The sequence below is a fragment of the Streptomyces sp. NPDC003697 genome (genome assembly GCF_053587115.1).
Genome location: NZ_JBSFNN010000034.1, coordinates 15,666 through 37,602 on the forward strand (window position 1 = coordinate 15,666; position 21,937 = coordinate 37,602).

23 protein-coding genes and 1 pseudogene are annotated in these 21,937 nt (G+C 73.1%); 13 read left to right on the plus strand and 11 right to left on the minus strand.

Features of this window, described 5'->3' with window-relative positions; all coding sequences use genetic code 11:
- Positions 1 to 107: 107 nt before the first annotated feature.
- Together ACWDNY_RS16050 and miaA are read right to left on the minus strand one after the other, a co-directional pair.
- Complete coding sequence (locus tag ACWDNY_RS16050; protein ID WP_451646397.1) at positions 108 to 608, minus strand: hypothetical protein; 501 nt, start codon at positions 606 to 608, stop codon at positions 108 to 110.
- Positions 609 to 716: 108 nt separating this feature from the next.
- Positions 717 to 1,655: a tRNA (adenosine(37)-N6)-dimethylallyltransferase MiaA gene (gene miaA, locus ACWDNY_RS16055; protein ID WP_451646361.1), complete on the minus strand. Its 939-nt coding sequence runs from the start codon at positions 1,653 to 1,655 to the stop codon at positions 717 to 719.
- Between the two features lie 184 nt (positions 1,656 to 1,839).
- On the opposite strand from miaA, the gene ACWDNY_RS16060 reads away from it, so the two are divergent.
- Positions 1,840 to 2,211, plus strand: coding sequence for a hypothetical protein (locus ACWDNY_RS16060; RefSeq protein WP_451646362.1), 372 nt, complete (start codon positions 1,840 to 1,842; stop codon positions 2,209 to 2,211).
- Between the two features lie 23 nt (positions 2,212 to 2,234).
- Complete coding sequence (locus tag ACWDNY_RS16065; protein WP_451646363.1) at positions 2,235 to 2,504, plus strand: antitoxin; 270 nt, start codon at positions 2,235 to 2,237, stop codon at positions 2,502 to 2,504.
- Between the two features lie 590 nt (positions 2,505 to 3,094).
- On the opposite strand, the gene ACWDNY_RS16070 is transcribed toward ACWDNY_RS16065, so the two are convergent.
- The 4 genes and pseudogenes from ACWDNY_RS16070 to ACWDNY_RS16085 form a co-directional block, all read right to left on the minus strand.
- Complete coding sequence (locus ACWDNY_RS16070) at positions 3,095 to 3,817, minus strand: class III extradiol dioxygenase subunit B-like domain-containing protein (protein ID WP_451646364.1); 723 nt, start codon at positions 3,815 to 3,817, stop codon at positions 3,095 to 3,097.
- Between the two features lie 134 nt (positions 3,818 to 3,951).
- Positions 3,952 to 5,481: a tRNA (N6-isopentenyl adenosine(37)-C2)-methylthiotransferase MiaB gene (gene miaB, locus ACWDNY_RS16075; protein ID WP_451646365.1), complete on the minus strand. Its 1,530-nt coding sequence runs from the start codon at positions 5,479 to 5,481 to the stop codon at positions 3,952 to 3,954.
- 56 nt (positions 5,482 to 5,537) lie between these two features.
- The gene (locus ACWDNY_RS16080) at positions 5,538 to 6,077 is read right to left on the minus strand and encodes an alpha/beta fold hydrolase (RefSeq protein ID WP_451646366.1); all 540 of its coding nucleotides are present in this window, start codon (positions 6,075 to 6,077) and stop codon (positions 5,538 to 5,540) included.
- Between the two features lie 115 nt (positions 6,078 to 6,192).
- Positions 6,193 to 6,543, minus strand: a pseudogene (locus ACWDNY_RS16085) (hypothetical protein); the annotation flags it as partial.
- Between the two features lie 126 nt (positions 6,544 to 6,669).
- Here ACWDNY_RS16085 and ACWDNY_RS16090 point away from each other — a divergent pair.
- Entirely contained in the window at positions 6,670 to 7,884 is a 1,215-nt protein-coding gene (locus ACWDNY_RS16090; protein ID WP_451646367.1) for a glycosyltransferase 87 family protein, read from the plus strand.
- Positions 7,885 to 8,002: 118 nt separating this feature from the next.
- Here the strand turns inward: ACWDNY_RS16090 and ACWDNY_RS16095 are convergent, their stop codons facing one another.
- A complete protein-coding gene (locus ACWDNY_RS16095; protein WP_451646368.1) occupies positions 8,003 to 8,407 on the minus strand; it encodes a pyrophosphohydrolase domain-containing protein in 405 nt (134 codons plus the stop codon).
- Positions 8,408 to 8,558: 151 nt separating this feature from the next.
- Here ACWDNY_RS16095 and ACWDNY_RS16100 point away from each other — a divergent pair, with 151 nt between their 5' ends.
- Positions 8,559 to 9,557: a TAXI family TRAP transporter solute-binding subunit gene (locus tag ACWDNY_RS16100; RefSeq protein WP_451646369.1), complete on the plus strand. Its 999-nt coding sequence runs from the start codon at positions 8,559 to 8,561 to the stop codon at positions 9,555 to 9,557.
- A 76-nt stretch (positions 9,558 to 9,633) separates the two neighbouring features.
- On the opposite strand, the gene ACWDNY_RS16105 is transcribed toward ACWDNY_RS16100, so the two are convergent.
- Both ACWDNY_RS16105 and ACWDNY_RS16110 read right to left on the minus strand, forming a co-directional pair.
- Complete coding sequence (locus tag ACWDNY_RS16105; protein ID WP_451646370.1) at positions 9,634 to 11,043, minus strand: ATP-binding protein; 1,410 nt, start codon at positions 11,041 to 11,043, stop codon at positions 9,634 to 9,636.
- Between the two features lie 9 nt (positions 11,044 to 11,052).
- Positions 11,053 to 11,739 (minus strand): response regulator transcription factor, encoded by a 687-nt coding sequence (locus ACWDNY_RS16110; protein ID WP_451646371.1) that lies wholly within the window; start codon positions 11,737 to 11,739, stop codon positions 11,053 to 11,055.
- Between the two features lie 283 nt (positions 11,740 to 12,022).
- Between ACWDNY_RS16110 and ACWDNY_RS16115 the strand changes: the two genes are divergently transcribed.
- The 8 genes from ACWDNY_RS16115 to ACWDNY_RS16150 all read left to right on the plus strand — a co-directional run bounded on the left by ACWDNY_RS16115 (position 12,023) and on the right by ACWDNY_RS16150 (position 18,594).
- Entirely contained in the window at positions 12,023 to 12,799 is a 777-nt protein-coding gene (locus ACWDNY_RS16115; protein ID WP_451646372.1) for an amino acid ABC transporter ATP-binding protein, read from the plus strand.
- Positions 12,800 to 12,917: 118 nt separating this feature from the next.
- Positions 12,918 to 13,754, plus strand: a complete 837-nt coding sequence (locus ACWDNY_RS16120) for a glutamate ABC transporter substrate-binding protein (RefSeq protein ID WP_451646373.1) — start codon at positions 12,918 to 12,920, stop codon at positions 13,752 to 13,754.
- 76 nt (positions 13,755 to 13,830) lie between these two features.
- Positions 13,831 to 14,496 (plus strand): amino acid ABC transporter permease, encoded by a 666-nt coding sequence (locus tag ACWDNY_RS16125; RefSeq protein ID WP_451646374.1) that lies wholly within the window; start codon positions 13,831 to 13,833, stop codon positions 14,494 to 14,496.
- Positions 14,493 to 15,383 carry an amino acid ABC transporter permease gene (locus ACWDNY_RS16130; RefSeq protein ID WP_451646375.1) on the plus strand — a complete coding sequence of 297 codons (891 nt, stop codon included), beginning with the start codon at positions 14,493 to 14,495 and terminating at the stop codon, positions 15,381 to 15,383. Before ACWDNY_RS16125 ends, ACWDNY_RS16130 begins: the two co-directional genes overlap by 4 nt.
- Positions 15,384 to 15,558: 175 nt before the next feature.
- Positions 15,559 to 17,166: an FAD-dependent monooxygenase gene (locus tag ACWDNY_RS16135; RefSeq protein WP_451646398.1), complete on the plus strand. Its 1,608-nt coding sequence runs from the start codon at positions 15,559 to 15,561 to the stop codon at positions 17,164 to 17,166.
- A 247-nt stretch (positions 17,167 to 17,413) separates the two neighbouring features.
- Positions 17,414 to 17,485 carry a putative leader peptide gene (locus tag ACWDNY_RS16140; RefSeq protein ID WP_310851512.1) on the plus strand — a complete coding sequence of 24 codons (72 nt, stop codon included), beginning with the start codon at positions 17,414 to 17,416 and terminating at the stop codon, positions 17,483 to 17,485.
- 177 nt (positions 17,486 to 17,662) lie between these two features.
- Positions 17,663 to 18,208: a cysteine dioxygenase gene (locus ACWDNY_RS16145; protein WP_451646376.1), complete on the plus strand. Its 546-nt coding sequence runs from the start codon at positions 17,663 to 17,665 to the stop codon at positions 18,206 to 18,208.
- Positions 18,199 to 18,594 carry a rhodanese-like domain-containing protein gene (locus ACWDNY_RS16150; RefSeq protein ID WP_451646399.1) on the plus strand — a complete coding sequence of 132 codons (396 nt, stop codon included), beginning with the start codon at positions 18,199 to 18,201 and terminating at the stop codon, positions 18,592 to 18,594. The genes ACWDNY_RS16145 and ACWDNY_RS16150 overlap by 10 nt, the downstream gene beginning before the upstream one ends.
- Before the next feature lie 161 nt (positions 18,595 to 18,755).
- Here the strand turns inward: ACWDNY_RS16150 and recX are convergent, their stop codons facing one another.
- Both recX and recA read right to left on the minus strand, forming a co-directional pair.
- Positions 18,756 to 19,643, minus strand: coding sequence for a recombination regulator RecX (gene recX, locus ACWDNY_RS16155; protein WP_451646377.1), 888 nt, complete (start codon positions 19,641 to 19,643; stop codon positions 18,756 to 18,758).
- 3 nt (positions 19,644 to 19,646) lie between these two features.
- The gene (gene recA / locus ACWDNY_RS16160) at positions 19,647 to 20,774 is read right to left on the minus strand and encodes a recombinase RecA (RefSeq protein ID WP_451646378.1); all 1,128 of its coding nucleotides are present in this window, start codon (positions 20,772 to 20,774) and stop codon (positions 19,647 to 19,649) included.
- 281 nt (positions 20,775 to 21,055) lie between these two features.
- Here recA and ACWDNY_RS16165 point away from each other — a divergent pair, with 281 nt between their 5' ends.
- Entirely contained in the window at positions 21,056 to 21,871 is an 816-nt protein-coding gene (locus ACWDNY_RS16165; protein ID WP_451646379.1) for a hypothetical protein, read from the plus strand.
- Positions 21,872 to 21,937 lie beyond the last annotated feature (66 nt).

The following is a 21,937-nucleotide window of genomic DNA, read 5'->3' on the forward strand; positions in this document are numbered from 1 at the left end:
TGCCGCCGTCCGCCGTCCCGGCGCTCACGGCGCGGTCGGGACACCCGAGCCGCCCGCCGGCCCGCACCGGCGGCCGCCCCCGTACCGGCCCCGGTCGGCGGAGCCGCTCAGCGGAGACGGGCCACGCGCCAGACGGCGAGGACGACGACCAGGACCACCACAAGCCCGTACGCGGCGACGACCCGCCAGTCGCGGCGCCGCCCGGAGGCCCGCGGCGGGAGTCCGGGCCAGGTGTGGCCCACCCGGCGGGCGGCCATCATGCCCCAGCCGGCCGCGCAGGAGCAGATCAGCAGCCCGAGCATGGCGATCACGGCGCCGCTGTCGCCGAAGTCGAAGGCCAGCGGGAAGGCGAACATCAGGGAGCCGACCGCGGCCAGGGCCACGATGGGCGCGAGCTGCCAGACGCGCAGCCGCCGCTGCGGACGCAGCTCGACCTCGACCTCGGGCCCGGCGAACATCTCCTCGGGCGCGGGTCCGTCCGCGGTCACACCGCCCTGTTCCTCGTCGGGTCCGTCGGGACTCAGCGAGCCCTCGTCCGGATCCCCGCCGTCACGCTCGGCGGTCAGGTGCTCGGTGCCTTCCGCGGTGTCACGAGGGCCGGCCTCCATCGCCACGCGCCCTCCCCACTCGGACTCCACTTGGTCGATCGAAGCTCGATGATGGCACGGCGCCGGAGGCGCCGATGACGGGCTGGGCGTCCCGATGCCATCACGTGATCAGGCTGTAACCGGTCGTTCGACCAACGCCATCGCGAGGCGGGGAAGTTCTGTGACATCCGCCGCGGCCCCGCTCAGCCAGCGCACTCGCGGATCCCGCCGGAACCAGGAGTCCTGCCGGCGTGCGAAGCGCTTGGTGGCGCGTACCGTCTCCACGCGCGCCTCTTCGAGCGTGCACTCCCCGGCGAGCGCCGCGAGGATCTGCTGGTAGCCGAGCGCGCGGGAGGCCGTGCGCCCCTCACGCAGGCCCCGCGCCTCCAGCGCCCGCACCTCGTCCACGAGCCCGGCCTCCCACATCCGGTCGACCCGGCGCGCGATGCGCTCGTCGAGCTCGGGGCGCGCCACGTCGACGCCGATCTGGACGGTGTCGTAGACGGAGTCGTGGCCGGGCAGATTGGCGGTGAACGGCCTGCCGGTGATCTCGATGACCTCCAGGGCACGCACGATGCGGCGGCCGTTGCCCGGCAGGATCGCCCGTGCGGCCCCGGGGTCGGCGGCGGCCAGCCGGGCGTGCAGCGCCCCGGAGCCGCGCAGCGCCAGCTCCTCCTCCAGGCGGGTCCGGACCTCGGGGTCGGTGCCGGGGAATTCCAGGTTGTCGACCGCGCCGCGGACGTACAGACCCGAGCCGCCGACCAGGACCGGCCAGCGTCCCTCGGCGAGCAGCGTGTCGATGCGCTCCCGGGCCAGGCGCTGGTACTCGGCGACCGACGCCGTGACGGTCACGTCCCAGACGTCGAGGAGGTGGTGCGGGACGCCGCCGCGTTCCTCGGGCGTCAGCTTGGCGGTGCCGATGTCCATCCCTCGGTAGAGCTGCATGGAGTCGGCGTTGACGACCTCGCCTCCGAGCTGCTGGGCCAGGAAGACGGCGAGATCGGACTTGCCGGCCGCGGTGGGACCGACGACGGCGATGACGCGGGGGGCGGAGGGTGCGCTGCTCACCGCACCAGTCTCCCAAACGTCCCGCTGATGCCTCGAACGAGTTACGTGACGGCCCGTGTGCGGGGTCGTTCCCCGTTGCAAGGGTCCTGCGGCCGGATGCCGTCAGGTCGTGGTCCGGGGGTTGCCGGCGGACGCGCCCGCATCAGGCGGGGCTTCGCCCGCACGAGTAACGTATGGAGCAGAAATGGGCGTTTTTGCACGGTTCTTCCGGAGGTCCAAGGCTGCGGAGGGGACGTCGGCCGTCGGGGAGCGGGGCGGCGCGGTGACGGGCGGTGCCGGGACGTCGGCCGAAGCGTCGGAAGCCGCCGATGAGGCCGGCGTGGCGAGCGGTGCCGCGGGGAGCTCGGACGCCGGGGACGGCACGGAGGAGTCGGCGGAGTCGGCGAAGGCGGCTCGGGCGGCGGAGGAGGCCGGGTCGGCGAGTGAAGCCGATGCGGTGCGCGGCGACGGCGCCGTAGGGGGTGCCGACCCGGATGCCGACGCGGTCGAGATCCCGAGGCAGCAGTCCGCCGAGGACGCGGCCGGGCACGAGACGGGTGAAGGCGCCCGCAGGTAACCCTGCGCGAGGAAGGGCCGATCATGGGTGTGATGCACCGACTGAAGGCCGGGCTGGGTCCGGCCAGGGACACGGTGTCGGGCTTCGCCCGGCAGCACGGGGGCCGGATCGAGCACGGGCTCGACCGGGCCGCGCGACTCGTCGACGACAAGACCAAGGGCAAGTACCGCGGGACGGTGCGGGCGGGCACGGACAAGGCGAAGGCGGCCGTGGACCGGTTCGCCCACCGGGGTGGCCCGGGCAGCGGGACCACACCGGGTGGCGGTCCGGGCCCGACGCCGCCCGCCGGGTGAGGGGCGTCCGAATGCTCGGCGCGGCGCACGGCACGGCTCACGGTGGACGGCCGGGAGCGCCTGCTCCCGGCCGTGCGCCGCGCGGAGACACGCCGGGCCCCGCCGGGACCGACCTCGCGAACACCGGCAGGACTGCCCGCCCGTCCCGGTGACGGGCGCCGTTGGCCCCACCGTCAGGACCACGCCGCGTCGGCCATCCGCGCGCTGCGCCCCAAGACGTAGTTCGTGGCCCGCCGTCAGGACCGCGCCGGACCGACCGTGCGCGCCACCCCTGACGGTCGCCGTACGCGCCACCCCCGACGGTCGCCGCGCACGCCGCCGTCAGGACCACGCCGCAACAACTGCGCGCCGCTCCCTGGCGAAACAGTCCCGAGGACCCGCCGTCAGGACCGCGCCGGACCGACCGTGCGCGCCACCCCTGACGGTCGCCGTACGCGCCACCCCCGACGGTCGCCGCGCACGCCGCCGTCAGGACCACGCCGCAACAACTGCGCGCCGCTCCCTGGCGAAACAGTCCCGAGGACCCGCCGTCCGACCGCGCCGGACCGACCGTGCGCGCCACCCCTGACGGTTGGTCTCGCACACCGCCGTCAGGACCACGCCGCGACCATGTATCCCACTCCGTACGGGGCGTCGTCGTACAGGAGGGCGCCGGAGAGGGCGGCGTTCTCGGCGGCGCCCGCGAGGACCTGCCAGGGTGCCCGGCCCGACACCTGCAGTTCGTGCGCCGGCTCCGGTTCCAGCGCCGCGAGGGCGGCCACGTCCGCCCCCGCGAGCGCCCGCGCGACCGTCGCGTCGTAGGGTGCCGCCCGCTCGTCGAGGTAGCCCGGCGCCTTGAGCGTCCGGCAGGCGCTGCCGTCGCCCGTCACCAGCATCGCCACGCGGCCGGCCCGTGCGGCGAGGGACCGCCCGGCCTCCCCGCACCGCTCCGGTGCCAGCGATTCCTCCACGCCGAGTCCCTCGACGGGGGCGTCGCACCAGTCGACCCGCTGGAGCAGCCACGCGGCGACGGCGAGCGAGGGGGGCAGCGCATGCCCGGCGTCTGGGCCGCCCCGGCCGGTGTCCCGACCCAGGCGTACCTCCAGGTCCACGCCGAAGCCGCGGAACGACCCCCGGGTGCCCTCCGGGTGCGGGCCCCGCCCCGACCCTTCGGCCGGGCCGACCACGATCAGCCGGTCGGGGCGGGCGGCGGCGAGCACGCCCACCGCGTCCGCGCACGCTGCCCGCGCGGCGTCCAGTTCGGGAGCCGCGCCTGCGGCGACCTCGGGCACGAGGAGGGGCGGGCAGGGACAGACTGCGGCGGCGACAAGCATGATCGGCAGCGTAACGCCGCGCGGCACCGGCGGCACGCCCCCGCCGTGCGCGCGGCACACCCCCTCACCGGTGACCGGACGAAGGCCCCACCGAGGCGCCGGCATCCCGCCCGGTGCCTGCCGGGGTCAGCGGCTCAGTCGCAGCCGCAGGCGGGGGCCGCGGCGACAGGCAGCGGCTCGGGGACGCCGATCTTCGGCAGGCCCAGCATCACGCCCGCCGGCTTGGCCGCCTCGGCGGCGTTGCGCTGCTCCCACGCGTCGCCCGCGCGGGTCCGGCGCACGTCGAGCACCGGCCCCTCGGCGAGGAGGTGGTGCGGCGCGGCGTAGGTGACCTCGACCGTGACCACGTCGCCGGGGCGGACCTCCTGCTCCGGCTTGGTGAAGTGGACGAGGCGGTTGTCGGGGGCACGGCCGGAGAGGCGATGCGTGGCGCCGTCCTTGCGGCCCTCGCCCTCGGCGACCATGAGGTCCAGCCTGCGGCCGACCTGCTTCTTGTTCTCCTCCCAGGAGATCTCCTCCTGGAGGGCGACGAGCCGCTCGTAGCGGGCCTGCACGACCTCCTTGGGGATCTGGCCGTCCATCTCGGCGGCCGGGGTGCCGGGCCGCTTGGAGTACTGGAAGGTGAACGCCTGCGCGAACCGGGCCTCGCGGACCACGTGCAGGGTCTGCTCGAAGTCCTCCTCGGTCTCGCCGGGGAAGCCCACGATGATGTCGGTGGTGATCGCCGCGTGCGGGATGGCCGCCCGCACCTTCTCGATGATGCCGAGGTAGCGCTCCTGCCGGTAGGAGCGGCGCATCGCCTTCAGGACGGTGTCCGAGCCGGACTGCAGCGGCATGTGCAGCTGCGGCATGGCGTTCGAGGTCTCCGCCATGGCCGCGATCACGTCGTCCGTGAAATCGCGCGGGTGCGGCGAGGTGAAGCGGACACGCTCCAAGCCCTCGATCTTTCCGCAGGCCCGCAGCAGCTTGCTGAACGCCTCGCGGTCGCCGATGTCGGAGCCGTAGGCGTTGACGTTCTGCCCGAGCAGGGTGATCTCGGAGACGCCCTCGGCGACCAGCGCCTCGACCTCGGCGAGGATGTCGCCGGGGCGGCGGTCCTTCTCCTTGCCGCGCAGCGCGGGGACGATGCAGAAGGTGCAGGTGTTGTTGCAGCCCACGGAGATGGAGACCCACGCCGCGTACGCGCTCTCGCGCCGCGTCGGGAGCGTGGACGGGAAGGCCTCCAGGGACTCGGCGATCTCGACCTGCGCCTCCTCCTGGACGCGGGCGCGCTCCAGCAGGACCGGCAGCTTGCCGATGTTGTGCGTACCGAAGACGACGTCCACCCAGGGCGCCCTCTTCACGATGGTGTCGCGGTCCTTCTGCGCGAGGCAGCCGCCGACCGCGATCTGCATGCCGGGTCGCTGCGCCTTCCGCGGCGCGAGGCGGCCGAGGTTGCCGTAGAGCCGGTTGTCGGCGTTCTCCCGCACGGCGCAGGTGTTGAAGACGACGACGTCGGCGTCGCCGTCCGCTCCCTCGGGCGCGCGCACGTAGCCCGCATCCTCGAGCAGCCCGGCCAGCCGCTCGGAGTCGTGGACGTTCATCTGGCACCCGTAGGTACGGATCTCGTAGGTCTTAGACGAGGGGGTGTCCACTGCGGGGCTCCGGTCGCTGCTGCTGGTCATGGCTCAAGGGTAGGCGGTCCCTGAGGGGCCCCCGCACGTCCCCGGCCGGGGGGTGCTCACCCCCCGGCGTCGCTCAGCGCGCGGAAGAACGCGCGGATGTCGTCGACGAGCAGGCCGGGCTGTTCCATCGCCGGGAAGTGGCCGCCGCGGTCGTGGTCGGTCCACTGGACGATGTTGTTCGACCTCTCGGCGATGTGCCGCAGGAGGACGAAGTTGTCGTGCGGGAAGTGGGCCACGGCAGTCGGTGCCGCGGACGCCTCGGGCGGCTTGCCCCAGTAGTCGGCGTGGGCGCGCTCGTAGTAGAGGCGCGCGGAGGACCCCGCCGTGGCGGTCAGCCAGTACAGCGTGACGTTGGTGAGCAGCAGGTCGCGGTCCACGGGCCGCTCGCTCCACTCCTCCCACTTCTCCGCGATCCAGGCGAGCTGGCCGACGGGTGAGTCGGTCAGCCCGTAGGCGAGGGTCTGGGGCCGTGTGGACTGGATGTCCGCGTATCCCTGCCGGTCGCGCACCCAGTCCTGGAAGCGGGCCCAGGACCGGCGGGTGCGCTCGGCCTCCTCCGGCGGGAGTGCGGAGAGGTCGCCGGGCTCCTGCGCCACGTAGCCGTTGGGGAGCAGGTTCAGGTGGACGCCGACGACCTCGGCGCGGGTGCGGCAGGTCCTTGAGGTGGGCGAGCGGCACTCCGTAGTCCCAGCCCGCGCCGGGCAGTTCGTCCGGCCACCGGGTGCGGTCCAGGCGTTCGTGGAGGTCGTCCAGGTCGGCCTGGGGGATGTCGAGGCGGAAGGGCTCGATGCTGTCTGCTGGGCTGTCTGCTGGACTCATAGCCCGGCCCGCGGGACGGCCGCGCGGACGCCGCCACGACCGGCTGTGCCGTTGTCCGCCGTATCCACCGCATCCACCGCACGGGCCCGCCGCCGGCCGTCCCCGGAATCCACGCAGGCGCCAGTCCTCCCCAGTCCCCGGACGGCCCAGGACGGCGGCCCGCCGGCAGGTGACGGTCCGCCGGGCGGGGTGCGAACGTGCCGCGTCCGTTCGCTCCCGGCCCCGGGCAGGCGCTGCCCGCATCCGCGACACGAGCGTCCGTCGGCTCCGCCCTGACTTCCCTGCCGGGACCCAGACCTCAAAATGGTGCCGCACCAGGCCGGTGGCGTCGCTCCGCACACCGCACCCCCTCCCGGGAAGGTACGTGTGATGCAGCTGCGTGACGCCTTCCGCACGACGGCCCCGGACACGCCCCCGGCGACGGCGCTGCGCGCGTGGCTGCTGCACCCGGCCGGGCCGGTCGCGGTCGGGGCGCTCGTCTGCGTCCTGCTGGCCCGGGCCGCGTACGTGGCCGTGGCCTTCCGGCAGGGAGGCATGGACAACGCCTTCGTGGTGCGCGCCGGGCAGGTCTGGCTGGACGGCGGCGCCCCGTACGCGGACCGGCGCTTCCTGTACTTCCCGAGTGCCGTGCTGTTCGCCGCGGCCCAGGCGGCGCTGCCCCCGCTCGTGCTGCGCGTGGCCGCGCCGGCGGTGTGCGCGGCCCTGGTCACCGGCGGCTGGTGGTGTGCCGTGCGGCTGTTCCGCGTGCCGGCGCGCAGCCGGTTCGGGGTGCTGGGCCTGCTGGGCCTGGTGCTGGTGTGGGCGCCGGTGGGCCATCTGCTGACCCTGGGGAACTGGACCGCGGTCGGCGCCCTCGCCCTGCCGCTGGCGCTGCTGCTGGCGGACCGGGGGCGCTGGGACGCCGCTGGGGCGGTTCTCGGGCTGTCCGTGGCGGTGAAGCCGCTGCTGCTCCCGCTCGTCCTGCTGCTCCTCCTGGCCCGGCGCTGGCGCGCCGTGGCCTGGATGGTGGCGCTGCCGGCGGCGCTCTCCGCGGGGATGGCCCTGCTGATGCCGGACCCGGGCGGTTTCCTCACCCGGACGCTGCCCTTCCTGCTCAAGGGCGGCGACACGCTGATGCGGCCGTTCGACTGCTCCCTGCCCGCGGTGCTGCCGCGTCTCGGGGTGCCGCCGGCCCTCGCGCAGCTGGTGGGCCTGGCAGCGGCGGCGGCCGGCGTGGTCTGTGCCTGGCTGCGCTGGCAGCGCGCCGACCGCGGTCCGGCGCGGCTCGCGGACACGGCGGCGATGCTCATGCTGGCGTCCTACCTGGTGTCCCGCCCGTCCTACGAGCACTACCTGGTCGCCGTCGTCCCGCTGCTGCTGGCCGGTGCCCTGGAGCCGGGTTCGGTGGCGCGGTCGCCGTGGTTCTGGACCGCGCTCGTCCCGCAGGTCCCGGAGTTCGCGTTCCCCCATCTGGAGGCGTCGACGCGCAGGGCGTTCAAGGACGCGTTCACCCTGACCGTCCTCGCGGCGGCCCTGGCCGTGCGGTGTGCCCGGAAGCCCGCCACGGCTGAGCGGACACCGTCCGGTGGGCCGCCTCCGCCCTGACCCGCTGCTGAAGCGGCCTCCGCCGCGCGGGCCGCCCTCCTGGCCGCGAGGCCGGTTGTGCGACAGGCGGGTCCGAGGTCCGCGCGCCCCCCCGGCGGCGCGGGCGGCGCGAGGGTGTTCAGCCGCCCTCCGGTGCCCACCCCTGGCGGCGCAGCACCGCCGACACGTCCGGCGCGCGGTAGTGCTCACCCTTGAGCACCTTGCCGTCGGCCCGGCGGGCGACCCGGCCGCCGGGGCCGAGCTTGGTCATGTTCGAGCGGTGGATCTCGGCGATCACCTCGTCGAGGTCGATCCCGTGCACCAGAGCCGTGCCGTAGGCCACGTAGACGACGTCCGCCAGTTCGTGGGCCAGCCGGTCGAGCGGGCCGGTGACGGAGACCTCGGCAACCTCCGCGGCCTCCTCGGCGAGCAGCTCACCTCGGTGCGCGGCGAGTTCCGGCGACACCCGCGCCGGTGTGCTGCGGGCGTCGAGCCCGAAGACGCGGTGGAACTCACGGACGAGGTCGGCGGGGGAAGAACTCATGCGGCGACTGTAGCGACCGGCTCGGACGGGCCCGGGCCGGTCGGCCGCCGGTCACCGCATCCTCGTGGCCGGATCCCGCCTCCGTCACCGGCAGATAACCGCCCGCGTCCGGCGCTGGCCAGCCCGCCTCCCGGCTGGCAGGATCGCGCGCATGTCCAAGCTGCTCCCCCGTACCCGCGGGCGCCGCGCCCTGCAGGGTGCGGCCGCCGGCGTCGTGGCCCTCGGGTTGCTGCTGTGGTGGCTGCTGCCGTTGGGCGAGGACCCGCCCGCCGGGACGATCACCTTCAGCACGGGGGCACCGCGCGGCGTCTACCAGGAGTACGCCAGTCTCCTGCGCACCGAGTTCGGCAAGGACATGCCACATCTGAACGTGCGGATGCGGCCCAGCGACGGATCGCAGGAGAACGTCACACGGGTGGCGACCGGCCAGGCCGACTTCACCATCGCCGCAGCCGACGCCGTGGAGACCTACGAGCTGAACGGCCAGGCGGGTGCCACCCGGCTGCGCGGTGTCGCCCGGCTCTACGACGACTACGTGCAGATCGTGGCGCCGCGCGACGCCGGCGTGCGCTCCGTCGCGGACCTGCGGGGCAAGCGGGTGGCGATCGGGCCGCCGGAGTCGGGCGTGCGGCTCATCGCCGAACGGGTGCTGAGGACGGCCGGCATCGACCCCGAGAGGGACATACGGCCCATGCCCGACGGCATAGACACCGCACCGGGGCTGCTGCGGCGCGGCGAGCTGGACGCGTTCTTCTGGTCGGGCGGGCTGCCGACGGACGGCATCAAGGAACTGGCCTCGAGGTTCCGTATCCGGTTCGTGCCGATCGAGGCCGGTCTCGTGGCCCGGCTGCACGCCACGGGCGGCGCCACGCGCTACTACCGCGCCACCAACATGCCCGAGTCCGCCTACCCCACCGTCCAGAACGGCCTGACCGTGCCGACCATCGCCGTCTCCAACGTGCTGGTGACCCGCGAGGACGTGGACCCGAGGCTCACCGAGTGGATCACCCGAACCGTGATCAAGAGCCGTGACGGCATCGGCGCCCACGTGCACTCCGCCCAGCTGGTCGATCTGAGCACCGCGATCTACACCGACCCGCTGACCCTGCACGAGGGCGCGAGGCGCTACTACCGCTCGGTCAAGCCGTAGAGAGGACGCGACGGCTCCCGGCCGGGCGCGACAGGTCCCGACCGGGCTCGACGGGTCCCGGCCGGGCCGGTGCGGCTCAGGACGTTCCCGGTCCCGACCGCGGCACCGTCACCGTCACCTTCAGGCCGTGCGGCTCGTGGTGGCCGAAGACGACCGAGCCCCCGCCCGCCGCGAGCAGGGCCCGGGAGATGGACAGGCCGAGGCCGGAGCCCTTGACGTTCTGATGGCGGCCGCTGCGCCAGAAGCGGTCCCCGACGCGCGCGAGTTCCTCGTCGGTGAGCCCGGGGCCGCGGTCGGCCACGACGACCGTGGAGGTGTCGCCGTTGGAGGAGACCGTCACCTTCACGCACTCGCCCTTCGGCGTGAACTTCACGGCGTTGTCGATCACGGCGTCCAGCGCGGACGACAGCGCCACGGGGTCGGCCCACGCCGTGGTGGCCGGGCAGGCGCCCACCAGCCGGACCCCCTTGGCCCGGGCGCTGGGCGCCCAGGCCGCCACCCGCTCCTCGACCAGGGCGCCGACGTCCGTCAGCCCCAGGTCCGCCTCGGCGTGCTCGGCGAGTGCCAGGTCGAGCAGGTCGTCCAGGACCTGCGCGAGCCGCTTGCCCTCGGTGCGCACGGAGGCGATCTCCGCGTTGTCCTGCGGCAGTTCCAGGGCGAGGAGCTCGATGCGCAGGAGCAGGGCCGACAGCGGGTTGCGCAGCTGGTGCGAGGCGTCGGCGACGAAGGCGCGCTGCTGTTCCAGCACGTCCTCGACATGGTCCGCCATCTCGTTGAACGACCGGGCGAGCCTGCGCAGTTCCGGCGGTCCGCCGGCCACCGCCACCCGGGACTTCAGGCGGCCGGTGGCGATGTCGTGGGTGGTGGCGTCGAGGATGCGCACGGGCCGCAGCACCCAGCCGGTCAGGCGCAGCGCCGCGCCGACGGCGAGCAGCATCGCGGCGATCTCGCCCGCGCCGATGACCAGCCAGCCGTGCAGCGTCCGCGACCGCAGCTCCCCGGTCGGCGAGTCGGTGACGACGACCGCGACGACGTCGCCGTCCCGGATGACGGGGGAGGCGACGACGAGGCGCCGCCGCTGCCAGGGCCAGACCTGCTCGGGGTCGTGACTGCGCCGGCTGAGCAGTGCCTCGTCGAAAGCGGCCCGCACCTCGCCCTCCTGCGGGAGGACCCAGTTCGCCGGCGCGTTGGCCATGGGGGTACCGGTGCGGTAGAAGACGCCGGCCCGAATGCCGTAGACCTCGTGGTAGCTGGCGAGTTCACGGCCGAGGGTCTCGCGGCGCTCGTCCGGGACCACCGACTCGGAACCGGTCGGCCGGTCGGCGACGAACTGGGCGAGGGCGGCGAAGCGTGCCGTGTCGTCGATCCGGTCGACGACCACCCGCTGCTGCCGGCCCGCGGCCACGCTGATGGCGAGCGGGATGCCGAGGGCCAGCAGCACCGCCGCCATGAGGACGATGAGCAGCGGCAGGAGACGCGCGCGCACCCGTGCCCGCTACGCGGCCGGGGCGACGAGGCGGTAGCCGACGCCGCGCACGGTCTCGATCAGCGCCGGCATCCGCAGCTTGGACCGCAGGGACGCCACGTGCACCTCCAGGGTGCGGCCGGTGCCCTCCCAGCTCGTGCGCCAGACCTCGCTGATGATCTGCTCCCGGCGGAAGACCACACCGGGGCGCTGGGCGAGCAGTGCGAGGAGGTCGAACTCCTTGCGCGTCAGCGGGACGACCGTGCCGCCCACACTGACCTGCCGGGTGGGCAGCTCGATGTGGACGGGGCCCAGACGCAGCACGCTGTCGCCACCGCCGCCCGCGTCCTCGTGCGCGGCGCGCCGGCTGACGGCGTGGATGCGAGCGAGCAGTTCCCCGGTGTCGTACGGCTTCACGACGTAGTCGTCGGCGCCGAGGTTGAGGCCGTGGATGCGGGAGCGGACGTCGGAGCGGGCGGTGACCATGATCACCGGAGTGCTGGTGCGCTTGCGGATCTTGCCGCAGACCTCGTACCCGTCCTGGTCGGGCAGGCCCAGGTCGAGCAGGACCACCCCGAAGCAGGCGCTCTCCGGGACGAGCGCCCGCAGCGCCTCCTCGCCGCTGCGGGCGTGCGTGACGTCGAAACCGTGCCGGGCCAGCACCGCGGACAAGGCGGCCGCCACGTGGTTGTCGTCCTCGACGAGGAGCAGTCTCATCCCGGCCCCCTCCGGTTCATCGGTCGTACGATTCCGCTGTGCAGACGACGCACCCGCGCGTGTGCGTGAAGGCAGTCACGCCGATGGACGGCGACGCCGTCAAGGGGGTGGCTCCCGCACACCGCTTCCGTTACGCAGCCGGTACGCACCGGGACGTCCGTACTACGACGGGTGTCCGATTGCTATCGGATCGTGATGCTCAAGTTCCCCTCAGATGTAATGACGCTGGTCGCACGGGGAATCTACTGTCCTCCGAAACCGAGGAGGACGGAGCCCGATAGCGATGACCGAAGTATCGGTGGCCAAGCAGGACGTGGCCTCGACCGGCGATCTGGTCGTCCTGAAGAGCGTCAACAAGCACTTCGGCGCGTTGCACGTGCTCCAGGACATCGATCTGACGATCGCCCGCGGCGAGGTCGTCGTGGTCATCGGGCCCTCCGGGTCCGGCAAGTCCACCCTGTGCCGCACCATCAACCGCCTGGAGACCATCGACTCGGGCGCGATCACGATCGACGGCAAGCCGCTGCCCCAGGAGGGCAAGGCGCTGGCCCGGTTGCGGGCCGACGTCGGCATGGTCTTCCAGTCCTTCAATCTCTTCGCGCACAAGACCGTGCTGGAGAACGTGACTCTGGGCCAGGTCAAGGTCCGCCGGTCCGACCGGAGGAAGGCGGAGGAGCGGGCCCGGGCCCTGCTCGACCGGGTCGGCGTGGGCGCGCAGGCCGACAAGTACCCCGCGCAGCTCTCCGGCGGTCAGCAGCAGCGTGTCGCCATCGCACGGGCCCTGGCCATGGACCCGAAGGTCATGCTGTTCGACGAGCCGACCTCCGCCCTGGACCCGGAGATGATCAACGAGGTCCTGGAGGTCATGCAGCAGCTCGCCCGGGACGGCATGACCATGATCGTCGTCACGCACGAGATGGGTTTCGCCCGGTCGGCCGCCAACCGCGTGGTCTTCATGGCCGACGGCCGGATCGTCGAGCAGGCCACCCCCGACCAGTTCTTCAGCAACCCGCGCAGTGACCGGGCCAAGGACTTCCTGTCGAAGATCCTGCACCACTGACGGCCGCGCCGCCCCCGGCCGTCAGCGAACCCGGTCCGCCCTCCGCGGCTCCGGCCCCGGCGGCCTCGTCGTCCGCCACCGACGCCTCCGTCTTCCCACCATTCGAAGGATGTGCACCATGAAGCTTCTCAAGGTCACCGCCGCCTCGGCCGCCGTGCTCGCCCTCGCCGTCACCGCGACGGCGTGCGGTTCGAGCGACGGCAAGGACAGCGGGTCGTCCGGCGGCGGCAAGACGATCAACATCGGCATCAAGTTCGACCAGCCCGGCATCGGTCAGAAGACCCCGCAGGGCTACTCCGGCTTCGACGTCGACGTCGCCACCTACGTCGCGAAGAAGCTCGGTTACGACAAGGACCACATCCAGTGGAAGGAGGCGAAGAGCGCCGACCGCGAGACCATGCTGCAGCGCGGTGACGTCGACTTCATCGCCGCCTCGTACTCGATCACCCCGGCACGCCAGCAGAAGGTCGACTTCGCCGGCCCGTACCTGCTGGCCCACCAGGACGTCCTGATCCGCGCCGACGACGACTCGATCAAGACGCCGTCCGACCTCAACAGCAAGAAGCTGTGCTCGGTGACCGGTTCGACCTCGGCGCAGAACGTCCACGACAAGCTGGCGCCCAAGGCCGACCTGCAGCAGTACCCGACGTACTCGGCCTGCCTGGGCGGTCTGCAGAACAAGGCCGTCGACGCGCTGACGACCGACGACTCGATCCTCGCCGGCTACGCCGCCCAGTCGCAGTTCAAGGGCAAGTTCAAGCTGGGCGGTCTGAAGATGACCAATGAGAACTACGGCATCGGCGTCAAGAAGGGCAGCGACCTCAAGGACAAGATCAACAAGGCCCTCGAGGACATGGTCGCCGACGGTTCCTGGGACAAGGCCGTGAAGGCCAACTTCGGTCCCGCGCACTACCAGAACGAGCGCGCGCCGAAGATCGGCGACATCAAGAGCTGAGTCAGCGTCCGTCGGGTGCGCCGCCCACGCGGGGGCGGCGCACCGGGGCCCACCACACGCGGAAGCACGGGAGATCGTGTTCGACTTTCTTGAAGGCTACGACGTGCTGGGTGCCTTCTGGGTGACCGTGCAGCTCACGCTGCTCTCGGCCGTCGGCTCCCTGGTCTGGGGCACCCTCCTGGCCGCCATGCGCGTCGGCCCGGTGCCCCTGATGCGCGGCTTCGGTGCCGCCTACGTCAACATCGTGCGGAACATCCCGCTGACGGTGATCATCCTCTTCACCTCGCTCGGCCTGAGCCAGACGCTGAGCGTCAACCTCGGCGGGCACAACTTCGACCAGATCAACTTCCGGCTCGCCGTCCTCGGTCTGATCGCGTACACCTCGGCGTTCGTCTGCGAGGCGCTGCGCTCCGGCATCAACACGGTGCCGGTCGGCCAGGCGGAGGCGGCCCGGGCCATCGGGCTCAGCTTCACCCAGGTTCTGACGCTGGTGGTACTGCCGCAGGCGTTCCGCTCGGTCGTCGGCCCGCTCGCCAACGTGCTGATCGCGCTCACCAAGAACACCACGGTGGCCGCCGCGATCGGTGTGGCCGAGGCGGCCCTGCTGATGAAGAAGATGATCGAGAACGAGGCACAACTCCTGCTGATCTCCGCGGTCTTCGCGTTCGGCTTCGTGTGCCTGACGCTGCCGACCGGCCTGCTCCTCGGCTGGGTGGGCAAGAAGGTGGCGGTGAAGCGATGACCTCCGTGCTCTACGACGCCCAGGGCCCCCGGGCCAAGCGGCGCAACGTCCTCTACACGGTCCTGTTCGTGCTCGTCTTCGCGGCGGTCGCCTGGTGGGTGTACACGGCGCTGAGCGACAAGGGCCAGCTGGACTGGGCGAAGTGGCAGCCGTTCGTCCACGGCGAGGCCTGGACCACGTACCTGCTGCCCGCGATCGAGAACACCCTGATCGCCGCCGCCCTTTCGATGATCATCGCGCTCCCGCTGGGCGCCCTGTTCGGCATAGCGCGGCTGTCCGACCACGCCTGGATCCGTGTCCCGGCCTCCGTGGTGGTGGAGTTCTTCCGGGCCATCCCGGTGCTGATCCTGATGATCTTCGGGCTGGCGCTGTTCGCCGAGTACAGCAACCTCAGTTCCGACGACCGTCCGCTGTACGCGGTCGTCACCGGCCTGGTGCTCTACAACTCCTCGGTCCTCGCGGAGATCGTCCGCGCGGGCATCCTGTCGCTCCCCAAGGGGCAGGCGGAGGCCGCACAGGCGATCGGTCTGCGCAAGACCCAGACCATGACCTCGATCCTGCTCCCGCAGGCGGTCACCGCCATGCTGCCGGCCATCGTCAGCCAGCTGGTGGTCATCGTGAAGGACACCGCGCTCGGCGGCGCGATCCTCACCTACCCGGAGCTGATGGCGTCGGTGTCCCCCATGAGTTCCTACTACGGCGCCAACACCATCGCCAGCTTCACCGTGGTGGCCGTGATCTACGTGGTGCTCAACTTCAGCCTGACGTCGTTCGCGAGCTGGCTGGAGCGGCGGCTGCGGCGCGGCAAGAAGTCCGGCGGCGCGGTGGTCCCGCCGTCGGCCGTGGCCGACATCGCGGGCACGGCGGGCACAGGCGCCGCTGCCTGACGGCCGCTCAGCCGGCAGGAGCAATCCGGAGGCAGTGGTGTGATCACCACTGCCTCCGTCGCTTGACGCAGGCTGCGGCAGTGGGTTGCATACGTTCTGTGATCGTGCACCCTGCTCCAACCCTGTGTTCACCACCGTCCGTCTGGACATCGCTGCGGGCAGGGGGCGCCGCGCCGTGGATCCGGTGATCATCGTCGGAGCGGGGCCCGTCGGGCTCACGCTCGCCCTGGCGCTGGCGCGTCAGGAGGTGCCCTCGGTCGTCCTCGACGAGGGCCCGGGACGGGACGCGCAGCGCGCCGCGCGCACCGTCGTCCTGCGCGAGGACACCGCCGCGCTGCTGGAACGGCTCACCGGCTTCCGGCTCGGCGAGGCGGGGCTGCACTGGTCCGGCTGGCGGTCGATGCGGCGCAAACAGGTGATGCGCGAGGTCGTCTTCGACGACTCCGAGCCCGCCCCGCTGCACATCGCCCAGCACGTCCTGACCGACGCCCTGCGCTGCGCGCTCGTCGACGAGGAACTGGTCGAGCTCGCCGTGGGCAGTCGCCTGGACGCGATCGAGCAGGAACCGTCCGGCCTCGCGGCCCACACCCGCGGACCCCGGGACACCTGGTGGCGCGGCAGTTACCTGGTCGGCTGCGACGGCCCGCGCTCGACCGTGCGCAAGCTGACGGACATCCGCTTCCCCGGCCGTACCGCGGTGGAGCGGCACGCCGTCGCCGCGCTGCGCACCGACCTGCCCTGGCCCGGTGAAGCGTTCCTCCACCGCGACCCGCCGTGGCGCACGTCGGGCCCCTCGGCGGGAGAGATCGCCGCGCGCCCGCTTCCGCACGGCGTGTGGCGGCTGGACTGGCTGCTGCCGCCGGGCAAGGACCTCGTCACGCCGGAGCTGCTGATCGCCCGTATCCGGGAGACCCTCACCGGCTGGACCGGTGAGGCCACACCGGTGTACGAGCTGCTGGACACCGGCGTCCACACCGTCCACCACCGGCTGGCCCGCCGCTGGCGCGCCGGGCGGGTCTTCCTCGCCGGGGACGCGGCTCACCTGCTCGGCGCCTTCGGCACACAGCAGCTGGACGAGGGACTCAGGGACGCCGACAACCTCGCCTGGAAGCTGGCGCTGGCCTGGCACCACGGGCCGCGCGAGGCGCTGCTGGACAGCTATCAGACGGAGCGGCGCGCGGTCGTCGCCGCCCGGCTGCGCGCCGCGGACCAGGTGCTTCCGCTGCTGCGGGGCGGTGGCGGACTGCGCACCCTCCTCCCCGGCACCTCCCGCGGGCACGATGCGCTGCTCCTCGACGGGCATCTGGGGCACGGCGCGCTGGGCGGTCCGCGGACGTACGCCGACTCCCCGCTCGCTCCCGCGCCCCTCGACGCGGAGGTCGCCGTGGACACGCCGGTCGGCGCGCAGGTCGCCGACGTGCCGGTCACCGCGGAGGACGGTTCGTTCGTGCCGCTGCGGGACCGGTTGGGCCGCGGGGCACTGCTGGTGGTGCTGGTGGCGCCGGGCACGGTCGTGTGGGAGCGCCGGCACTGGATGACCGCCGGGATCATGCCGCGACTGGCGGCCGCGGTGACCGCCCTGCCGCACCATGCCGAGCTGCTGGTCGCGGAGAGCTACCCGGGTGCCGCGCCCCACACCGTGCTCCTGGTACGGCCCGACGGGCACCTGGTCACCGCACTGAGCGGCGTGCGCCCGGCTGACCTGTACACGGCGGCGGAGGCGGCGCTGGGCGGCCCCGCGCAGTCGGAGACCCGGGCGGAGGCGGAGGCGGGGGCGCGCTGACCCCGGGGGCGAGGCCGCGGGCGCGGGCTCGGGCGGCGTCGTCCCGCCGTGCGGCCTCCGGCCCAGCGGCGTCGTCCCGCCGTGCCGGCCACCGGCCGCGACGGCGATCTCGGGCTCCCCGGGCCGCACGGTGGCGGCGAGCTCACCGGCCCGCGTGGTGACCGTGAGTTCAAGGGGTCCGCATGGTGACCGTGAGTTGACCGGGCCGTACCCCCGTGGTGTACTCCGGAGCGTGACCGACAGCGACGTGCGCCTGTGGCGGAGGGTCCATATGGACCTCCTCCGTTACGCGGGCTGCGTGTGTCGTCCCTCCTGCTGAACTCGCCTCTTCCCCCCGGGTGCGCCGCCCTGTGCCGCCGCGTGCCCTTCGCGAACGTTCTTCAGGACGGTGTCCGTGTCTGCCTCCCCCATTTCTGCCTCCGCTTCCCCGGGGGCGCCCGCCTCCGCCGCCACTCCGGCGGCTTCCGTCCCCCCGTCGGCTGCCGTCCCGGTGCCGGTGTCCGATGACCCGGTCTCCGCATCGCCGCCGGCCCCCTCACCCGACGACCGGGCGCCCACGGAAGCGGATCTCCTCGACTTCGTCCGGGGCGTCGCCGCGGACGCCGAGCTGATCGCCTCCCTGCGGCTCGACCCGCAGGAGCGCACCTGGGTGCGTCTGGCGGGGCCCGGCGGCAGCGAGGTGTGGCTGATCGGCTGGCCGCCCGGCACCGGCACCGGCTGGCACGACCACGCCGACTCCGTCGGCGCCTTCCTCACCGCCTCCGGCGAGCTGAGGGAGCACTCACTGGCCGCCCGGCTGCCCGGCGACGGCTGGCGGACGCTTGAGCTCACCGACGGTGTCGACCGCGACCGGCGGCTGCCGGCCGGCCGGGGCCGCGCCTTCGGCCGCCACCATGTGCACGAGGTCCTCAACGAGTCCACCGACCGGCACGCGGTCTCCGTGCACGCCTACTTCCCGCCGCTGCCGCGGATCCGCCGTTACAGTCGGACCGGCCAGGTGCTGCGCCTGGAGCAGGTCGAACGTCCGGAGGACTGGCAGTGAGCGCACCGACCGGCATCGACGAACTGCTGGAGCGGGTACGGCGGGGCTACGAGCGGACGGAGGCCCGTGCGGCGCACGCCGCCGCCGAGGCCGGGGACGCCCTCCTGGTGGACATCCGCTACGCGGCGCTGCGCGACCGGGACGGCCTGATCCCCGGGGCCCTGGTCATCGAGCGCAACGAACTCGAGTGGCGGCTGGACCCCCTGGGCAGCCACCGCGTCCCCGAGGCCACCGGTCATGACCTGCGGATCGTCGTCGTCTGCAACGAGGGCTACGCGTCCAGTCTGGCCGCCGCCTCGCTGCACCAGCTGGGCCTGCACCGGGCGACCGATCTGATCGGCGGCTTCCAGGCATGGAGGGCGTCCGGACTGCCGGTGATCTCGTAGCCCTCGCGGGACCGCCTGGCGCCATAGGGGGCACCGGACGACGGCGGCGCCTCCGTTCGGCCCCCGGTAGGGCACCGGACGACGGCGGCGCTTCGGTTGCCCGGCCGCCCGCACCCGTCCCTCCGGAAGCACACGGCCGAGCCCGCACCCGTGGCCCGGCCTCAGAAGCCGTCCTCGTCGAGGAACTCCGTGTCCTCGCCCTCTTGCTCCAGCGCCTGCCGGACCACCCGCAGGGCCATGCCCTCGGGGTAGCCCTTGCGGGCCAGCATGCCGGCGAGACGGCGCAGACGTCTGTCGCGGTCTAGGCCCCGGGTGGACCGCAGTCTGCGGGCGACGAGCTCGCGCGCGGTGGCCTCCTCCTGCTCGGAGTCGAGCTGGGCGACGGCCTCGTCGATCGTCGCGCCGTCGACGCCCTTGGTGCGCAGTTCGCGGGCGAGGGCGCGCCGGGCCAGTCCCCGGCCGTGGTGGCGGGACTCCACCCAGGCGTCCGCGAACGCGCTGTCGTTGATCAGCCCGACCTCCTCGAACCTGCTCAGCACCTCCTCCGCGGCGTCTTCCGGGATCTCCCGCTTGCGGAGCGCGTCCGCGAGCTGCTTGCGGGTGCGCGGGGTCCCGGTGAGCAGGCGCAGACAGATCGCACGCGCCCGCTCCACCGGGTCCCCAGGAGGCGCCTCCTGCTCGGCCCTCGACAAGGAGGAGGTGCCTCCGTCCTCGGCGGACGTCTCGCCGGAACCGCTCCGGCGACGCCCTCGACCGCCCGTCGCCCCGCCGTCACGCGAGCCGCCCCGGCGTGAGCCGCCCGCGCGTGAACCTCCCGCGCGGGGCTCGCCGTCCGCACGACGCCGGCCGTGGCCCGGCCCACCCCCGTACGCGCCGGCCGGGCCGTCGGCCGCGAAGCCGTTCTCGTCACCGCCCGGTGGATACGGCTGCTCACCCCCGTGGGCGCCGTCACCGCCCGCCGCGGAGCCCGTGCCGGCCCCGGTGCCCCTCCCCCGTGGGGCACCCGGAACGTCGTACTCGTACTCGGGCCAGTCGGTTCGCCGTGTCACGGGTCAGCTCTTGGCCGGGGCGGCCTTGGGCTTGGTGGCCTTGGCGGCCGCGGGGGCGGGCACCGTCTTGGCGGCGTCGCCGGTGGCGGTGGCGGCGGCCGCGTCCGTACCCGTCTCGGCCGGCGGCTCCTCCGGGCGCACGCCGACGCCCAGCTTCTCCTTGATCTTCTTCTCGATCTCGTTGGCCAGGTCGGGGTTGTCCTTCAGGAAGTTGCGTGCGTTCTCCTTGCCCTGGCCGAGCTGGTCGCCCTCGTACGTGTACCAGGCGCCGGCCTTGCGCACGAAGCCGTGCTCCACGCCCATGTCGATCAGGCCGCCCTCGCGGCTGATGCCCTGGCCGTAGAGGATGTCGAACTCGGCCTGCTTGAAGGGCGGCGCGACCTTGTTCTTGACGACCTTGCAGCGGGTGCGGTTGCCGACCGCCTCCGTGCCGTCCTTCAGGGTCTCGATACGGCGGATGTCGATGCGCACCGAGGCGTAGAACTTCAGTGCCCGGCCACCGGTCGTGGTCTCCGGCGAGCCGAACATCACGCCGATCTTCTCGCGCAGCTGGTTGATGAAGATCGCCGTGGTCTTGGACTGGTTGAGCGCGCTGGTGATCTTCCGCAGGGCCTGGCTCATCAGACGGGCCTGCAGACCCACGTGGCTGTCGCCCATCTCGCCCTCGATCTCCGCGCGCGGGACGAGCGCGGCGACGGAGTCGATGACGATGAGGTCGAGGGCGCCGGAGCGGACCAGCATGTCCACGATCTCCAGGGCCTGCTCGCCGTTGTCGGGCTGGGACAGGATCAGGTTGTCGATGTCGACGCCGAGCTTGCGCGCGTACTCCGGGTCGAGGGCGTGCTCGGCGTCCACGAAGGCGACCTGACCGCCGGCCTTCTGCGCGTTGGCCACGGCGTGCAGGGTCAGCGTGGTCTTACCGGAGGACTCCGGGCCGTAGATCTCGACCACTCGGCCGCGCGGCAGGCCGCCGACACCGAGGGCCACGTCGAGTGCGGTCGACCCGGTCGGGATGACCTCGATGGGCTCCCTCGACCGCTCGCCCATGCGCATGACCGCGCCCTTGCCGAATTGCCGTTCAATCTGTGCGAGCGCGGCGTCGAGCGCCTTCTCGCGGTCGGTTCCTGCCATGGGTTCCACCCGGTTTGCTTGAGTCGATCGCTTCACGTCAAAGACGCTAACGCCTGCCACTGACAATGCGCCCCGACGTCCGTCCGGCCTGTGGACAACTCGGGTACTTCTCCCCGCGAACCGGGTCGAAATGCCCATCGCCGAGCCGCTCCGGAGCCTCAATAAGAATAGATGTTCGATTTTGGTGTCAAGCTCGCCACGCCGCGTGCTCCCACCGGTGTACGGCGGTTGTCTCCGGCCGGACGACGACGGGCCGGGGGTGCGCCCGGGACCCTCGTCCCATGTCTTCGCCGAGGATCACCCGTCCCGTTCCGGACGCCACACCGCACCCCCCGCGGACCGCACCGCCCGGCGCACCCGGGGTGGGCCCCATCAGCCGGCTGTGCCACGCGACGGGTCTCCTCCTCGTCCTGTCCGGCCTGGCGCACCTGGTGGTGTTCGCGGTCGACGGCGGCCCCTGGGACGGGCCCGTCTCCTGGCGCAAGCCCGTCACGTTCGGGCTGTCCTTCGGCGTGACGCTGATCGCGGTCACCTGGGTCACGTCGTATCTGCGCGTCGGCCGCCGCACCCGCTCCGGGCTGCTCGCCCTGTTCGCCGTCGACTGCGTGGTCGAGGTCGGCGGCATCACCCTCCAGGCGTGGCGGCGGGCGCCCTCGCACCTCGACATGGAGACGCCGTTCGACACCGCGGTGTCGATGACCCTCGCGGCCGGTGGCGGCGTCCTCGTACTCGTGCTCACCGTGTTCGCCGTCGCGTCCTTCCGGCACCGGCCGGCCGGGCCCCCCGGGATGGCCCTGGCGGTGCGCTCCGGGTTCGCCGTCCTGCTCGTCGCCCTGGCGTCGGGCGCCGCGATGATCGCCCGCGGGGTGCTGCTCGTCCGGACCGGTCACCAGCAGGCCGCATACCACTCGACGGCCCCGCTCAAGCCGCTGCACGGGCTGAGTCTGCACGCCGTGCTGCTCCTGCCCGCGCTGGCCTGGCTGCTGTCCCGCACGCGCTGGGACGAGCGGGTCCGGGAGCGGATCGTCCGCGCCGCCGTCGGCTGCTACGCGGCCGCCGTCGCCGGTGCCGGCGTCTGGGCGGTCCTCACCTCCTGAACCGGCCCCTGGCCTGCCGGACCGGCTCCCCACCCGCCGGACCGGCCCCCGTGTGTCGGACCGGCC

Coding starts and splice junctions, on each gene's coding strand:
- ACWDNY_RS16050 (WP_451646397.1), bottom strand. CDS start 608: ATGGAGGCCGGCCCTCGTGACACCGCGGAAGGCACCGAGCACCTGACC.
- ACWDNY_RS16060 (WP_451646362.1), top strand. CDS start 1,840: ATGGGCGTTTTTGCACGGTTCTTCCGGAGGTCCAAGGCTGCGGAGGGG.
- ACWDNY_RS16065 (WP_451646363.1), top strand. CDS start 2,235: ATGGGTGTGATGCACCGACTGAAGGCCGGGCTGGGTCCGGCCAGGGAC.
- ACWDNY_RS16070 (WP_451646364.1), bottom strand. CDS start 3,817: ATGCTTGTCGCCGCCGCAGTCTGTCCCTGCCCGCCCCTCCTCGTGCCC.
- miaB (WP_451646365.1), bottom strand. CDS start 5,481: ATGACCAGCAGCAGCGACCGGAGCCCCGCAGTGGACACCCCCTCGTCT.
- ACWDNY_RS16090 (WP_451646367.1), top strand. CDS start 6,670: ATGCAGCTGCGTGACGCCTTCCGCACGACGGCCCCGGACACGCCCCCG.
- ACWDNY_RS16095 (WP_451646368.1), bottom strand. CDS start 8,407: ATGAGTTCTTCCCCCGCCGACCTCGTCCGTGAGTTCCACCGCGTCTTC.
- ACWDNY_RS16100 (WP_451646369.1), top strand. CDS start 8,559: ATGTCCAAGCTGCTCCCCCGTACCCGCGGGCGCCGCGCCCTGCAGGGT.
- ACWDNY_RS16110 (WP_451646371.1), bottom strand. CDS start 11,739: ATGAGACTGCTCCTCGTCGAGGACGACAACCACGTGGCGGCCGCCTTG.
- ACWDNY_RS16115 (WP_451646372.1), top strand. CDS start 12,023: ATGACCGAAGTATCGGTGGCCAAGCAGGACGTGGCCTCGACCGGCGAT.
- ACWDNY_RS16120 (WP_451646373.1), top strand. CDS start 12,918: ATGAAGCTTCTCAAGGTCACCGCCGCCTCGGCCGCCGTGCTCGCCCTC.
- ACWDNY_RS16130 (WP_451646375.1), top strand. CDS start 14,493: ATGACCTCCGTGCTCTACGACGCCCAGGGCCCCCGGGCCAAGCGGCGC.
- recA (WP_451646378.1), bottom strand. CDS start 20,774: ATGGCAGGAACCGACCGCGAGAAGGCGCTCGACGCCGCGCTCGCACAG.
- ACWDNY_RS16165 (WP_451646379.1), top strand. CDS start 21,056: ATGTCTTCGCCGAGGATCACCCGTCCCGTTCCGGACGCCACACCGCAC.